The following is a 13911-nucleotide window of genomic DNA, read 5'->3' as shown; positions in this document are numbered from 1 at the left end:
CCCATGGCAACGCTTGAAATCCGCGACCTGCACGTCTCCGTCGAGGCCGACAACGCCACGAAGGAGATCCTCAAGGGCGTCGACCTGACCGTGAAGCAGGGCGAGACCCACGCCATCATGGGCCCCAACGGCTCCGGCAAGTCGACGCTCGCGTACTCGCTGGCCGGTCACCCCAAGTACACGATCACCGGCGGCACCGTCACCCTCGACGGCGAGGACGTCCTGGAGATGTCCGTCGACGAGCGCGCCCGCGCCGGCCTCTTCCTCGCCATGCAGTACCCGGTGGAGGTCCCCGGCGTCTCGGTGAGCAACTTCCTGCGCACCTCCGCCACCGCCATCCGCGGCGAGGCCCCCAAGCTGCGCACCTGGGTGAAGGAGGTCAAGGAGGCCATGGAGCGCCTCAACATGGACCCGTCCTTCGCCGAGCGCAACGTCAACGAGGGCTTCTCCGGCGGTGAGAAGAAGCGCCACGAGATCCTCCAGCTGGAGCTCCTCAAGCCGAAGGTCGCCATCCTCGACGAGACCGACTCCGGCCTGGACGTCGACGCGCTGCGCATCGTCTCCGAGGGCGTCAACCGCGTCCGCGAGACCGGCGAGGTCGGCACCCTGCTGATCACGCACTACACGCGCATCCTCCGGTACATCAAGCCGGACCACGTCCACGTCTTCTCCGCCGGCCGGATCGTCGAGTCGGGTGGCCCCGAGCTCGCCGACAAGCTGGAGAACGAGGGCTACGAGTCCTACACGAAGGGTGGCGTATCCGCGTGACGCAGCTGCCGGGCCTCCTCGACACCGAGGCGCTCCGCAAGGACTTCCCGATCCTCGACCGGGTGCTCCACGACGGCAAGAAGCTGGTGTACCTGGACAACGCGGCGACCTCGCAGACGCCGCGCCAGGTCATCGACGTGCTCAGTGAGTACTACGAGCAGCACAACGCCAATGTGCACCGCGGCGTGCATGTGCTGGCCGAGGAGGCCACGGCGCTGTACGAGGGCTCGCGTGACAAGGTCGCCGCCTTCATCAACGCGCCGAGCCGCGATGAGGTGATCTTCACCAAGAACGCCTCGGAGTCGCTGAACCTCGTCGCCAACATGCTGGGCTGGGCGGACGAGCCCTACCGGGTCGACAGCGACACCGAGGTCGTCATCACGGAGATGGAGCACCACTCCAACATCGTCCCGTGGCAGCTGCTGTCGCAGCGCACCGGCGCGAAGCTGAAGTGGTTCGGGCTGACCGACGACGGCCGCCTCGACCTGTCCAACATCGAGGAGATCATCACGGAGAAGACGAAGATCGTCTCCTTCACTCTGGTCTCCAACATCATGGGTACGGTCAACCCGGTCGACGCGATAGTCCGCCGCGCCCAGGACGTCGGCGCGCTGGTGCTGATCGACGCGTCGCAGGCCGCCCCGCACATGCCGCTGGACGTACAGGCGCTCGGCGCCGACTTCGTGGCCTTCACCGGTCACAAGATGTGCGGCCCGACCGGCATCGGCGTCCTCTGGGGCCGCCAGGAGCTGCTGGAGGACCTCCCGCCGTTCCTCGGTGGCGGCGAGATGATCGAGACCGTGTCGATGAGCTCGTCGACGTACGCCCCGGCGCCGCACAAGTTCGAGGCGGGTACGCCCCCGATCGCGCAGGCCGTCGGCCTGGGCGCGGCCGTGGACTACCTGTCCGCGATCGGCATGGAGAACATCGCGCGCCACGAGCACGCGATCACGGAGTACGCGGTCCGCCGCCTCCAGGAGGTTCCGGACCTGCGGATCATCGGCCCGGTGACGGCCGAGGACCGCGGCGCGGCGATTTCCTTCGTCCTGGGCGACATCCACCCGCACGACGTGGGCCAGGTCCTCGACGAGCAGGGCATCGCCGTCCGGGTCGGCCACCACTGCGCGCGGCCGGTCTGCCTCCGGTACGGAATTCCTGCGACCACGAGGGCGTCGTTCTATCTGTACTCCACGCCGGCCGAGGTCGACGCCTTGGTCGAGGGGCTGGAGCACGTCCGGAACTTCTTCGGCTAGGAGCGGGTGTGAAGCTGGATTCGATGTACCAGGACGTCATCCTGGACCACTACAAGCATCCGCACGGACGGGGCTTGCGGGACGGTGACGCCGAGGTGCACCACGTCAACCCGACGTGCGGGGACGAGATCACGCTGCGCGTGAAGTACGACGGGTCGCGGATCGCCGACGTGTCGTACGAGGGGCAGGGCTGCTCGATCAGCCAGGCATCCGCCTCCGTCCTGAATGAACTCCTCGTGGGCAAGGAACTCGCCGAGGCGCAGCGGATCCAGGCCACGTTCCTGGAACTGATGCAGTCCAAGGGCAGGATCGAACCCGACGACGCGATGGAGGAGGTGCTGGAGGACGCGGTGGCGTTCGCCGGTGTCTCCAAGTACCCGGCCCGGGTGAAGTGCGCCCTCCTGAGCTGGATGGCCTGGAAGGACGCCACCGCCCAAGTTCTGGGTGACGGCGCGGAGAGGAACACCGCATGACTGAGAACGACACGGCCGGGAAGCCGGCGGCGGGCGGCGAGACGGCCGAGGCGGCTCCGGCCGCGCCGGTGACCGGTGCCGAGACGGCCGGGATGAAGCCGGCGTCCGAGGAAGAGGTCCGCGAGGCGCTGTACGACGTCGTCGACCCCGAGCTGGGCATCGACGTCGTCAACCTCGGCCTCATCTACGGCATCCACATCGACGACTCCAACATCGCGACCCTCGACATGACGCTGACGTCGGCGGCCTGCCCGCTGACCGATGTGATCGAGGACCAGGCGAAGGCCGCGACGGACGGCATCGTCAACGAGCTGAAGATCAACTGGGTCTGGATGCCCCCGTGGGGTCCGGACAAGATCACGGACGACGGCCGGGAGCAGCTGCGCGCGCTCGGCTTCAACGTCTGACGCTTCGGCTTTTTCGGCTGCGACGGCCATGCCCCCAGGCACACTGGCGGGCATGGCCGTTTCTCTGTACCAAATCGCGATCGACGCCCATGACGTGAAGGCCCTGGCCCGCTTCTGGACGCGGGTCCTGGACTGGAAGGTGCTGTACGAGGACGACGAGGAGATCGTCATCGGCGCCGACGAGCACGCGATGCCGGGCATCGTCTTCCTCCTCGTACCGGAGAGGAAGACCGTCAAGAACCGGCTGCACCTCGACCTGGCGCCCGACGACCAGGAAGCCGAGGTCGAGCGGATCATCGGCCTCGGGGCGCGGCGGGCGGACGTCGGGCAGGGCGACGACGTGACATGGGTGGTCCTCGCGGACCCCGAGGGCAATGAGTTCTGCGTGCTGCGACCGAAGAAGTCGCTCACCGAGTGAGGTCCGCGGCCGGCCCATGTGTACGCTCGTACATATGGGATACGGACTGCTCGCCGCCGCGATCGCGGCAGAAGTGGCCGGTACGACGGCCATGAAGTACAGCGAGGGCTTCACCCGGCTGTGGCCCTCGCTGATCACCGTCGCGGGCTACCTGATCGCCTTCGCGCTGCTCGCTCAGACACTCAAGACCCTCTCCGTCGGCGCCGCGTACGCCATCTGGGCCGGCGTGGGCACCGCGGCCGTCGCCGCGATCGGAATGCTGTTCCTGAACGAGTCGACCAGCCTGGTCAAGGTCACCGGCATCGCCCTGGTCATCGCCGGAGTGGTCGTCCTCAACCTCGGCGGAGCCCACTGATGGCGCCGCGCGCCCCCCGCCGGTACGACCCCGACCGGCGACACCGCATCATCGACGCGGCGATCCGCGTCATCGGGCGCAGCGGCATCGCAGGGCTGAGCCACCGCACGGTGGCCGCGGAGGCGGACGTGCCGCTCGGCTCGACGACGTACCACTTCGCCTCCCTGGACGAGCTGCTCGTCGCCGCGCTGCGCCGGACCAACGAGGGCTTCGCCGCGGCCGTCCGCGAGAGCGGCGCGCTCACCGACCCCGAGGCGGACCTCGCGGCGGAGCTCGCGAGGCTGACGGGGCAGTGGCTGGGCGGCGGGCGCACCGGCGTGGAACTGGAGTACGAGCTGTACCTCGCCGCCCTCCGGCGCCCCGCGCTGCGCCCGGTGGCCGCCGAGTGGACGGACGGCGTGGTGACCGCCCTGTCGGCCAGGACGGACCCGGCCACCGCCCGCGCGCTGGTCGCCCTGCTGGACGGCATCTGCCTCCAGGTGCTGCTGACGGACACGGCGTACGACGAGGAGTACGCCGCTGAGATGCTCGGGCGGCTGCTCGTGTGAACCCCACCAGGCACTTCGGGCAACAGAGGGTGTGACCACACCCGCCAGAGACGGAGACTCAGTGATCGGCCCACCGGACGCCGGCACCGGCGACGGCCATGACGACTCGACCGTCATAGCCCACTCGCTGGACCGCCCCGAGGCCTTCGCCGAGCTGTACAACCGGTACGCCGCCGACATCCACCGGTACGCCGCCCGGCGCCTCGGTGACGCGGCCGCCGACGACATCACGGCCGACACGTTCCTCGCCGCCTTCCGCGCCCGCGCCCGCTACGACCAGGGGCGCGCCAACGCCCGCCCCTGGCTCTACGGCATCGCCGCCAACCTGATCGGCAGGCAGCGCCGTACCGAGGTCCGCGCCCTCAACGCGCTGGCCCGCACCGGGCACGACCCGGTCGCCGAGTCCTGGGTCGACCACGCCGACGACCGGGTCACCGCCCAGGCCGCCCACGGGCCGCTGGCCGGCGCGCTCGCGTCCCTCTCGGGCGGCGACCGGCACGTGCTGCTGCTGGTCGCCTGGGCGGACCTGACGTACCAGGAAGTCGCCGAGGCGCTGTCCATCCCGGTCGGCACCGTCCGCTCCCGCCTCAACCGGGCCCGCAAGAAGGTACGGGCCGCGCTCGGCGACTGTGACCCCACCCTCGTACACGACTTCGCCACGGAGGTCACCCATGGATGAGATGCGGACGCTCCAGGACTTCCGCGCGGACGCGCCCACCCCCGACCGTGCCCGCCTCGCCGCCGGCCGCCAACGCCTCCTCGACGAGGCCGGCCGCCCCCGGCGGCGCCTGAGGGGCGGCTGGTGGCTCGCGATGGCCGGCGCGGCGGCGGGCGTCGTGGTCGCGGCGGTGCTCGTGACCCACGTCGTGCCGCCGGCCGACGGGCCCCGGGTGAAGGCCGAGTACGCCACACCTCCCGAACCGCGCGACGGGCAGTGGCTCTACCGGAAGGTGCTCACCCGGCAGTCGACGCTGAACTTCCGCGACGACAACAACCCCGTGACAGAGAAGGGGCCCGGCTGGAAGCCGTACTGGACGCACGCCGACGAGACGTGGACGCAGTACGGTAGCGGGAAGATGCGAAAGGCGCTGATGGCGGGGGGCATGGACTCCGTCGAAGTCTCGTCGCGATGGGGAGCGCCGAAGGACACCCGGGCCAAGCTCGCGAAAATGCCGAACGAGCCGCTCGAACTGATGCGGGCGCTGCGCGACATCATCACGATGCCCAAGGGCGACCCGGCCGCGCTGGACATCGGCGACTACCGGCGGATCAAGTTCGCCTTCACCGACCTCGACTCCATCCCGCCGAAGGTCCGCCTGTCGCTCTTCCAAACGCTCCGAATCATCCCCGGCGTCACAGTCCGCGAGGAGCCGGCCGAAGACGCCCTGGGCAGGCCCGCGATCGCCGTGCACTGGTCGGACGACAACGAGTTCACCCAGGACACCCACCGGCGCGACGAACTGCTCCTGGACCCGGAGACCTACGAATACCGGGGTGAGCGGACGCTGCTGCTCGCGGGCGGCATGATCGACTCCAAGGTGACGACGAAGGACACCCTGATCCGGGTCAGCGCGGTGGAGAAGACCGCCGTGGTGGACAAGTCCGGCACACGCCCCTGACCCGTCCCGCGTCGCCCGCCCCGGCACGGGGGTCCGGGGCGGGCGACCGGGCCGCGGGGTGGGGCCGGGGTTCGGCGGGGCGACCGGGACGTGAGACCGGTTCGCCCGGACGGCGGGGCGCCGGTTAGGTTTCTGGCATGACTTCTGCACCTCGCACCACCGGCGCCGTCGCCGCCGGCCTCGCCACCATCGCCGGCGACGGCACCGTTCTCGACACCTGGTTCCCGGCCCCCGAGCTCGTCGCCGAGCCCGGGCCCGCGGGGACCGAGCGGCTCACCTCCGGCCAGGCCGTGAACCTGCTCGGCGAGGGCGCCGCCAAGGCCCTCGGCGTCGACGCCCGCCGGGGCGTCGAGGTCGTCGCCGTACGCACCGTCATCGCCTCGCTCGACGAGAAGCCGCTCGACGCCCACGACGCCTACCTGCGCCTGCACCTGCTCAGCCACCGGCTCGTCAAGCCGCACGGGCAGAACCTGGACGGGATCTTCGGGCTGCTCGCCAACGTCGCCTGGACCTCCCTCGGCCCCGTCGCCGTCGACGACGTCGAGAAGGTCCGGCTGAACGCCCGCGCCGAGGGCCTGCACCTCCAGGTCACCAGCATCGACAAGTTCCCGCGTATGACCGACTACGTCGCGCCCAAGGGCGTCCGCATCGCCGACGCCGACCGCGTCCGGCTCGGTGCGCACCTCGCCGCCGGGACGACCGTCATGCACGAGGGCTTCGTGAACTTCAACGCCGGCACGCTCGGCACCTCGATGGTCGAGGGCCGCATCTCCGCGGGCGTCGTCATCGGCGACGGCAGCGACATCGGCGGCGGCGCCTCCACCATGGGCACCCTCTCCGGCGGCGGCAACGTCATCATCTCGGTCGGCGAGCGCTGCCTGATCGGCGCCGAGGCGGGCGTCGGTATCGCGCTCGGCGACGAGTGCGTCGTCGAGGCCGGCCTCTACATCACCGCCGGTACGCGCATCACGATGCCCGACGGCCAGATCGTCAAGGCCCGTGAGCTGTCCGGCGCGTCCAACATCCTCTTCCGCCGCAACTCGGTCACCGGCACCGTCGAGGCCCGCCCGAACAACGCGGTGTGGGGCGGCCTCAACGACATCCTCCACAGCAACGACTGATTCGTGTGATGGTGCGTAACCTTTCCGCCGGTCGGGTGGATAAGCAGGTCGCGCAGATCACACGAATCGGCAAGGCGAGGGACGGTTCATATGAAGACCGGCAGGTTCATCGTTCCGGGCGTACTCGCGCTGGCGGCCATGTTCGCCCCGGGTGCCGCCGCCCACGCCGACGAGCCCCACAGCGGCTCGGACAACGGCCACCGGGTGTCGCTGGTGTCGATCGGCCAGATCGACGACCCCATGGAGGACGTGCTGGAGCACGTCGCCGTCCTGGGTCACAACTCGGTCGTCGGTTCCTGAACCAGTTCCTCGTACGCCGCCCGCAGCCCGTCGACCGCCTCCCGGTCGGCGGGCTGCAGCGGTTCGCGGACCGGGCCCGCGTCCAGCAGTGCCTTCACCGTCACCGTGCCCGGCAGGCCGGACGCCATCATCAGCTCCGCCAGCGCCGCGGTGCGCTGGTTGAGCCGGGCGGCCAGTGCGGTGTCGCCCTCGTCGAACGCGTCCAGCACCGCCCGCATCTGGCGGGGCGCCACGTTGGCGACCGTGCTGACGAACCCCGCGCCGCCGATCGCGTACAGCGGCAGGTTCGTCTCCTCGCAGCCCGAGTAGTACGCCAGTGACGTGCGGGCGAGGACCTTCGTCGTGCCCAGCAGGTCGTACGCGCAGTCCTTGACCGCCACGATCCTCGGGTGCCCGGCCAGCCGCAGCACCGTCTCCGGCTCGATGCGCGTGCCGGTGCGGCCGGGGATGTCGTACAGCGCCAGGGGCAGGCCGGTCGCGTCCGCCACCCGCCGGAAGTGGGCCTCGACGGCCGCCTGGGGCGGGCGGCTGTAGTACGGGGGGATCACCAGCAGGCCGTCCGCGCCCGCCCGCTCCGCCTGGCGGGCCAGCTCCACCGTGTGCGCCGTGTCCGCGGTGCCGACGCCCGCCACGAGCGGGATGCCCGGGCCCAGCGCGTCCCGCACCGCCCGCACCAGCGCGGCCTTCTCGGCGTCCGTGGTGGTCGGCGACTCGCCGGTGGTGCCGTTCAGCACCAGACCGTCGCAGCCCTGGGCCACCAGGTCGGAGGCCAGCTTCTGCGCCCGGTCCAGGTCGAGCTCCCCGGCGGCGGTGAAGGGCGTGACCATCGCGCACAGCGCGCGGCCGAAGGGGCGAGGGGGCGGGTCGACGACGGTCATGAGCGCAGTCTGGGGCGCAGGACGGTGTAGGTCTACTTAGTTCTTCTACGGGCCAGGGGTGAGCTTTGCTGAAGAATCGGCCGGTTCCGGGACCGCTCGGCGGGGTACCCGGACCTCCCCGTACGAGATGGGAGGCGATCCGCGTGGCCGGAGAACCGTCGGTCGGCGAGCTGGTCAAGCAGGCGTCGGAACAGCTCTCCGACCTGGTGAGGACCGAGATGCGCACCGCGCAGGCCGAGATGAGGGAGAAGGGAAAACGGGCGGGCAAGGGCGGCGGGATGCTGGGGGCCGCGGCGGCCGTCGGCTACGTCGGGCTCATCGGTGTGTGGGCCACCGTGGCGGCCGCGCTGGCCGTCGCGCTCGACGTCTGGCTCGCGGTGCTCATCGCGACCGCGCTGTTCCTGGCGGTCGCCGGTGTGCTCGCCCTGCTGGGCCGCACCCAGCTGAAACGTGCCGTGCCGCCCAAGCCGGAGCGGGCGATCGACGGTGTGCGCTCGGACGTCCACGAGATCAAGGAGAGGGTCCACCGATGACACGGGAGACGCCCCACAGCCCGGGACCTGACGAACTCCGCCTCCAGGCGGCACGCAAACGGCAGGAACTGGGCGAGACCATCGACCAGCTGATGGCCAAGACGGATGTGAAGGCGCGCGCCGCCCTCCTGGTGCACGACAAGACCCCGGAACCGGTACGCGAACATCCGCGCCGGCTCCTGGCGGTGGTCGCCGCGGGCGTGGTCGCGGGCGTGGTGCTGTGGCAGCTGCGGCGCAGTGGAAAGTGGGGATGAGGACGGGAATGGCGAAGCAGCAGAAGAACAAGAAGAAGCGCAAGCAGAAGTTGCTCTACCGGCCGGTGGGCCTCGCCCTGGGTATGGCGAGCGGTGCCGTGGCCAGCACCCTGTTCGCCAAGGCTTGGGCCGCCATCGGGAACGGCGACGCCCCGGACGCCATGGACGAGGAACGGGAGTGGAAGGAAATCCTCCTGGCCGCCGCCGTGCAGGGCGCGATCTTCGCGGTGGTCAAGGCGGCGGTGGACCGCTCCGGGGCGGTGGGGGTGCGCCGCCTGACGGGCACCTGGCCCGGCTGACCGGCCGGTCGGACAAGCGGTACGCGGCCACGCCCTCCCTGTTGCCCGTCGACGGGGAGGGCGTGGCCGCGCCGTCGCCCCTTGACCTCAAGCGCACTTCAGCTTTCACCATGGTCATGCGACCGCGCCACACGGGTGGTGCGGCGTCCGTCCGAGAGGGACACGACATGACCGTGATCCATGAGACCGACGCCCGCCCCGACCTTCGCCGACCCGGCGTGGGCGTCGTCAAGGTCAGCACCTGGCGCGTCGGCACGCCGGAGCGGCAACGGGCCGCCGTCGACGCCATCGCGGCGGCGTGGCGGAAGCGGGACTGGCCGGACGTGGGGCTGCTCTCCTACAGCGTCCACATCGGCGAGGACGGTGACACGCTCCTGCACTACTCGCAGTGGACGAGCGAAGAGGCCTACCAGGACTTCTCCCGGTCCCACCGGGACGACAGGAACGCCGAGATCGACGCCGCCGTGCCCGGCATCGAGCGGGTCGCGCTGCAGTCGTACGAGCTCTACCGCAGCGTCCGGCTGAACCCGGACGACACCCGCGTACCCGGCTGCGTGGTGATCGTCGACGTCGAGTTCGACGGACCGGACGCACACCGGCAACGGGCCTGGGTGGACGCCGTGTTCGAGGCGCTGGAGACCGACCCGAGCCCGCATCCTGGCGGCATCTCCGGGCACTTCCACATCGGCCTCGACGGCACCCGTGTGCTCAACTACGCCGAGTGGGAGAGCGCAGAGGCCCACATCGAGGCGCTCGCCGCGCCGGGCGACGGGATCGGCGCGGCCACCCCGCAGTGGCGGAAGGTGCGTACGTACCCCGGTGTGGCCCGCGGTGGCGTGAAGCGGTACACGCCCGCGCTGAGCCTCAGCGCGGGCGTGTCCTGAAGGCGGTACGGCGGTACGGCGGTACGGCGGTACGACGCGATGCGATGCGACGGCGAAACGGCGTCCGGCGTTCCGGCGTCACGGGCGGAAGCGCAGCACCTGCGGGTCGTGGTCACTGTTCTGCTCGGAGAACTCCGCGTTGATGTGCACGCTGTCGTACTCGAAGCGGCGGATCGACGGGCTGGTCAGGATCTGGTCCAGCACCTGGCTGTTGCCCTGGTACACGTACGAGTAGCGCTCGCTGCGCGGCAGCGAGGTGACCGCCGCGTGGAGCGCGCCGCCGTCCGTCAGCGCCTTCGTCGTCTCGGAGAACTCGAAGTCGTTGATGTCACCGAGGACGACGACGTCGGCGGTGCGCTGGACCTTGAGGATGTCCTTGACGAAGGTGTTGACGGCCTTCGCCTGCTGGAGACGCTGGGGTTCGGAGGAACGGTTCGGCGGCTGGTGGTGCGAGACCAGCGACTCGTCGCCGCCCTTCGAGCCGAAGTGGTTGGCGATGACGAAGACCGTGCGGCCCCGGAAGGTGAACTCACCGGCCAGTGGCTTGCGGCTGTTGTTCCACGCCGCGTTCGCCGGGTCGATCCGGCCGGGGGAGTGGGTCAGGGCCGCCTGCCCCTTCTCCTGTACGACACCGGTCGCCGTCGACGCGTCACCGCCCGCACGGTCGGTGAACGCGACGCGCTCGGGGTTGAAGAGGAAGACCTGGCGGATGTTGCCGCCCGGCTCGCCGCCGTCCTTGTTGTTGACGGGGTCGATGGTGCGCCAATGGTACGTCGGACCACCGGCCGCGGCGATCGCGTCCGTGAACTTCTTCAGCGTCTGGTCGGCGGCGACCGTACCGTCGTTCTTGGCGCCGTTGTTGTCCTGGATCTCCTCCAGGGCGACGATGTCCGGCGAGGCCAGGTTCTCCACGACGGCCTTCGCCAGCGCGTCGAACTTCTCCTGCGGGTCGCTCGGGTCCAGGTTCTCGACGTTGTACGTCGCCACCGCGAGCTCACTGCGGTGCTGCTTCTCGGTCGTCTCGCGCTCCAGGCCGCGGTCGGCGACCGTGCCGAGGGTGCGGGCGGTGAGGGTGTAGCCGCCGAACTGGTTGAAGTCCAGCGGGCCCTCGGTCGTTCCGGTCAGGCAGTCACCCACGTTCGCCTTCGGGAACGGCTGCTGGGCGACGGGGGCGAGCGACTGGATCTTGAGCCGGCCGGTGTTCTGCGAGGTGTACGAACCGTAGACGGTGCCGCCGCGCCGGTTGTCGTTCTCCTGCGGCTTCACCGTCACCCACAGCTCGTTGTGGGCGGTCGCCCCGACGACCCGGGAGGAGCCGATGCGGATGTTCGTGCCCTCCAGGGACTCGTAGTAGTCCAGGGCGTAACGGCCGGGCTGGAGGGGGAGGCCGTTGACGGACCCTCCGGCCGCCGGGTCGCCCTCGGGGGCGTACGCGGAGGGGACGGACCGGGCCGAGACGGTGGTGGGCGCGGGGACCGGGTTGCCGGAGGAGGTGACGGTGACGGTGGGCTTGGTGATCTGGGTGAGCGACTGGTTGCCGGAGGACGTGCCGCCCGGGACGTACTCCGTGACCGTGCCGGAGACGGTGACCGCGTCGCCGACGGCGACGGTCGGGGCGGAGCCCGTGTAGACGAAGACGCCCTCGCTGGTGGCGGGGTCGCCGTCGGCCTGCGTGTCCTGGAACCAGAAGCCGCGCGAGCCGTACGTCCGTACGCCGGTGACGACGCCGGTCACACCGCTGACCTGCTGCCCGGCGAGCGGGGATATGCGGGTGGTGCCCTGGATGTCGTGGATGCGTATCGAGTCGGCGGCGCCGGTGGAGTCGGCCGCGGTCGCCGATCCCGTGGCGATCAGGCCGGCGGCGAGGGCGGTGGCGACGACGGCGGAGACGGCGGCGGTTCGCGTCGCGGTTCTCGGCAGGGGGGAAGACATCACGGGGCTCCGGAAGGTCGTGGGAGGTACTGAGCGGTAGCTCTACGCGCGTCAATCTCTTGGCTGGGGCCTGTACTTGTCAAGGGCTCGCGGGTGGCCGGAATTTGACCGGTACATGAACGAAGGGGCGGATGCGGGAATGCGTCTACGCTGGGGGCCGCCCGACCCCCACGTATGCCCCGAGGAGAAACCGCTGATGTCGTCGGATCGCCCCACCCTGCCGCCGGTACGGCTGCCCTCGGACGCGGAGCTGGCGCGGGACGCGCTCGTCGCCCCGCTGCTGGCCCGGGCCGTACGGCTCGCCCGCTGGGCGGGGCCGGAGACCCGGGTCGGTGCCGGCGGCGAACTCGTCGAGGAGCAACTGCCCGCCGCCGCCGAGGCGCTGGGGCTCACTGCGGACGAGGACGGCGCGGCCTACGCGAGCGAGGCCTGGCGGGTCGCCGTCGACACCGGGCTCGTCGTGGTCGAGGAACCGCAGGACGACGAGAACGGCGGCGAGGGCGGTGCCGTCGAGGCGGGCGGACCGCTCGCGCTGGTCGCCGGCGGGGCCCCGCAGGACATCCTGGCGCTGTGGCTCGAGGCCCTGGAGACCGCGCTCGACGACGCGACCGCGCCGCTGGTCGACGACCTCGCGGACATCATCGGCGAGGACGGCGACCTGGACCTGGACGCGCTGGACTGGGACCCGCAGCACGAGGCCGAGTTCCTCGACGGCGTCCTCGGCAACCTGTACCTGCTCACCGTCGCCGAGGGCGGCTCCGGGGACGCCCCGGTGCCGCTGCCGGCGCTCGCCGCGTCGATGCTCGTGCCCGACGACATGGGCGAACCGACCGACGACATCCTGGAGCAGGTGTCCGAGGCGATGATGCGGCTGGACGACCAGTTCCGGGTGCTGGAGCCGATCGGGCTGGTCGAGTACCAGCCGGTCGACGAGGCGCTCATGGTGGAGGAGGGCGAGGAGCCGCCCGCGTCGGTCGCCGACGACGAGGACGTATCGCGCTACGGGATGGTGAAGCTGACGCCGCTCGGGCTGTACGGCGTCCGCGCCCGGATGCTGGAGGCGGGCATGGACGCGCCGGCGGTCGGTGACCTGGCCGACAAGGGCGCGGACGCGCTGCTCGACGGGGTGGCCCACTACCCGGAGGCGTCGGCGCGGGCCGAGACGCACGCGTGGCTCGCCCGCCGCGAGGCGCTCCCCGCGGCGCGTGAACTGCTCGTGGCGGCGAAGGGCGCGGACGCCGGCTCGCCGCTGCGCCGGCTCCACTGCCAGCAGGCGCTGTCGCTGGTGGGAGCGGATGCGGAACCGGCGGTACGGGAGGTCCTGGACGACCCGGAGCTGGGCGGACTCGCGCGGGTCTGGCTCGCGGAGCTGGGCGCGGCGGACGTGCCGGCGCCGCCGGAGGCGATGGTCTTCTGGCTGTCCATCGACACGATCGCCGCGCAGCTGGACGCCGGGAACGTCGGGGACCAGGAGGAACTGCGGGAGCTGGTGGAGGGGTTGACGAGCCAGCACAGCCAGTTCTTCGACGCGGCGTGGCGGGTGGACCACCCGGCCACGCCGGAGGTCCTCGAAGCGATGGGCCGACTGCACCGTGACAAGCGGGTGGCGAAGGAAGCCCGCAAGGCCGCGTTCAAGGCCCGTTCGCGGGCGGGCGACTGACGGGGGCTGCCGCTCCCGCGGCCCCGGCCGAACGGGGCTCTGCCGGCACGGGGCCTGGCTGGAGCGGGGCTCCTGCCGGACGGGGTCTGTGCTGGTACGGGGCCCTGTTGGTACGGCGGTCTGCTGGAGCGGGGTCCGTGCTGGGACGGGGCTCCTGCCGGAAGCGGTCTGCGCCGGCACGGGGCCTTGCCCTTACGGGGCTTGCGCTG

At 71.1% G+C, this 13911-nt stretch carries 18 protein-coding genes; 16 read left to right on the top strand and 2 right to left on the bottom strand.

The window, feature by feature from the left end:
• Positions 1-3: 3 nt before the first annotated feature.
• The 11 genes from sufC (at position 4) to ABT360_RS07750 (ending at position 7262) form a co-directional block, all read left to right on the top strand.
• Entirely contained in the window at positions 4-768 is a 765-nt protein-coding gene (gene sufC / locus ABT360_RS07800; protein ID WP_351812346.1) for a Fe-S cluster assembly ATPase SufC, read from the top strand.
• Positions 765-2021 carry a cysteine desulfurase gene (locus ABT360_RS07795; protein ID WP_351812343.1) on the top strand — a complete coding sequence of 419 codons (1257 nt, stop codon included), beginning with the start codon at positions 765-767 and terminating at the stop codon, positions 2019-2021. Before sufC ends, ABT360_RS07795 begins: the two co-directional genes overlap by 4 nt.
• A gap of 8 nt (positions 2022-2029) precedes the next feature.
• Positions 2030-2494: a Fe-S cluster assembly sulfur transfer protein SufU gene (gene sufU / locus ABT360_RS07790; RefSeq protein WP_351812340.1), complete on the top strand. Its 465-nt coding sequence runs from the start codon at positions 2030-2032 to the stop codon at positions 2492-2494.
• A gap of 92 nt (positions 2495-2586) precedes the next feature.
• Positions 2587-2901, top strand: a complete 315-nt coding sequence (locus ABT360_RS07785; protein ID WP_351812528.1) for a metal-sulfur cluster assembly factor — start codon at positions 2587-2589, stop codon at positions 2899-2901.
• A 52-nt stretch (positions 2902-2953) separates the two neighbouring features.
• Positions 2954-3319, top strand: a complete 366-nt coding sequence (locus ABT360_RS07780) for a VOC family protein (RefSeq protein ID WP_351812337.1) — start codon at positions 2954-2956, stop codon at positions 3317-3319.
• A 34-nt stretch (positions 3320-3353) separates the two neighbouring features.
• A complete protein-coding gene (locus ABT360_RS07775; protein WP_351812334.1) occupies positions 3354-3674 on the top strand; it encodes a DMT family transporter in 321 nt (106 codons plus the stop codon).
• Positions 3674-4222, top strand: a complete 549-nt coding sequence (locus ABT360_RS07770) for a TetR/AcrR family transcriptional regulator (protein ID WP_351812332.1) — start codon at positions 3674-3676, stop codon at positions 4220-4222. The genes ABT360_RS07775 and ABT360_RS07770 overlap by 1 nt, the downstream gene beginning before the upstream one ends.
• 61 nt (positions 4223-4283) lie before the next feature.
• Positions 4284-4901: an RNA polymerase sigma factor gene (locus ABT360_RS07765; protein ID WP_444852192.1), complete on the top strand. Its 618-nt coding sequence runs from the start codon at positions 4284-4286 to the stop codon at positions 4899-4901.
• Positions 4894-5841, top strand: a complete 948-nt coding sequence (locus ABT360_RS07760; RefSeq protein WP_351812329.1) for a hypothetical protein — start codon at positions 4894-4896, stop codon at positions 5839-5841. The genes ABT360_RS07765 and ABT360_RS07760 overlap by 8 nt, the downstream gene beginning before the upstream one ends.
• A 137-nt stretch (positions 5842-5978) precedes the next feature.
• Positions 5979-6962: a 2,3,4,5-tetrahydropyridine-2,6-dicarboxylate N-succinyltransferase gene (gene dapD / locus ABT360_RS07755; RefSeq protein ID WP_351812326.1), complete on the top strand. Its 984-nt coding sequence runs from the start codon at positions 5979-5981 to the stop codon at positions 6960-6962.
• 90 nt (positions 6963-7052) lie between these two features.
• Entirely contained in the window at positions 7053-7262 is a 210-nt protein-coding gene (locus ABT360_RS07750) for a hypothetical protein (protein ID WP_351812323.1), read from the top strand.
• Here the strand turns inward: ABT360_RS07750 and dapA are convergent.
• The gene (dapA, locus tag ABT360_RS07745) at positions 7238-8140 is read right to left on the bottom strand and encodes a 4-hydroxy-tetrahydrodipicolinate synthase (RefSeq protein ID WP_351812320.1); all 903 of its coding nucleotides are present in this window, start codon (positions 8138-8140) and stop codon (positions 7238-7240) included. The genes ABT360_RS07750 and dapA overlap by 25 nt on opposite strands.
• A 143-nt stretch (positions 8141-8283) precedes the next feature.
• Here dapA and ABT360_RS07740 point away from each other — a divergent pair, with 143 nt between their 5' ends.
• The 4 genes from ABT360_RS07740 to ABT360_RS07725 all read left to right on the top strand — a co-directional run bounded on the left by ABT360_RS07740 (position 8284) and on the right by ABT360_RS07725 (position 10110).
• Entirely contained in the window at positions 8284-8673 is a 390-nt protein-coding gene (locus tag ABT360_RS07740) for a phage holin family protein (RefSeq protein ID WP_351812317.1), read from the top strand.
• The gene (locus tag ABT360_RS07735) at positions 8670-8927 is read left to right on the top strand and encodes a DUF3618 domain-containing protein (RefSeq protein ID WP_351812315.1); all 258 of its coding nucleotides are present in this window, start codon (positions 8670-8672) and stop codon (positions 8925-8927) included. The genes ABT360_RS07740 and ABT360_RS07735 overlap by 4 nt, the downstream gene beginning before the upstream one ends.
• 8 nt (positions 8928-8935) lie before the next feature.
• Positions 8936-9226, top strand: coding sequence for a DUF4235 domain-containing protein (locus ABT360_RS07730; protein WP_351812312.1), 291 nt, complete (start codon positions 8936-8938; stop codon positions 9224-9226).
• Between the two features lie 167 nt (positions 9227-9393).
• Positions 9394-10110 (top strand): antibiotic biosynthesis monooxygenase, encoded by a 717-nt coding sequence (locus ABT360_RS07725; RefSeq protein WP_351812309.1) that lies wholly within the window; start codon positions 9394-9396, stop codon positions 10108-10110.
• A 78-nt stretch (positions 10111-10188) separates the two neighbouring features.
• On the opposite strand, the gene ABT360_RS07720 is transcribed toward ABT360_RS07725, so the two are convergent.
• Positions 10189-12042, bottom strand: a complete 1854-nt coding sequence (locus ABT360_RS07720; RefSeq protein WP_351812306.1) for an endonuclease/exonuclease/phosphatase family protein — start codon at positions 12040-12042, stop codon at positions 10189-10191.
• Positions 12043-12238: 196 nt separating this feature from the next.
• On the opposite strand from ABT360_RS07720, the gene ABT360_RS07715 reads away from it, so the two are divergent.
• Positions 12239-13702: a hypothetical protein gene (locus ABT360_RS07715; protein WP_351812303.1), complete on the top strand. Its 1464-nt coding sequence runs from the start codon at positions 12239-12241 to the stop codon at positions 13700-13702.
• The last annotated feature ends 209 nt before the right edge of the window (positions 13703-13911 follow it).

The sequence above is a fragment of the Streptomyces sp. NPDC000229 genome (genome assembly GCF_040300825.1).
Taxonomy (GTDB): domain Bacteria; phylum Actinomycetota; class Actinomycetes; order Streptomycetales; family Streptomycetaceae; genus Streptomyces.
This window is presented reverse-complemented; position numbering and strand designations above follow the sequence as displayed.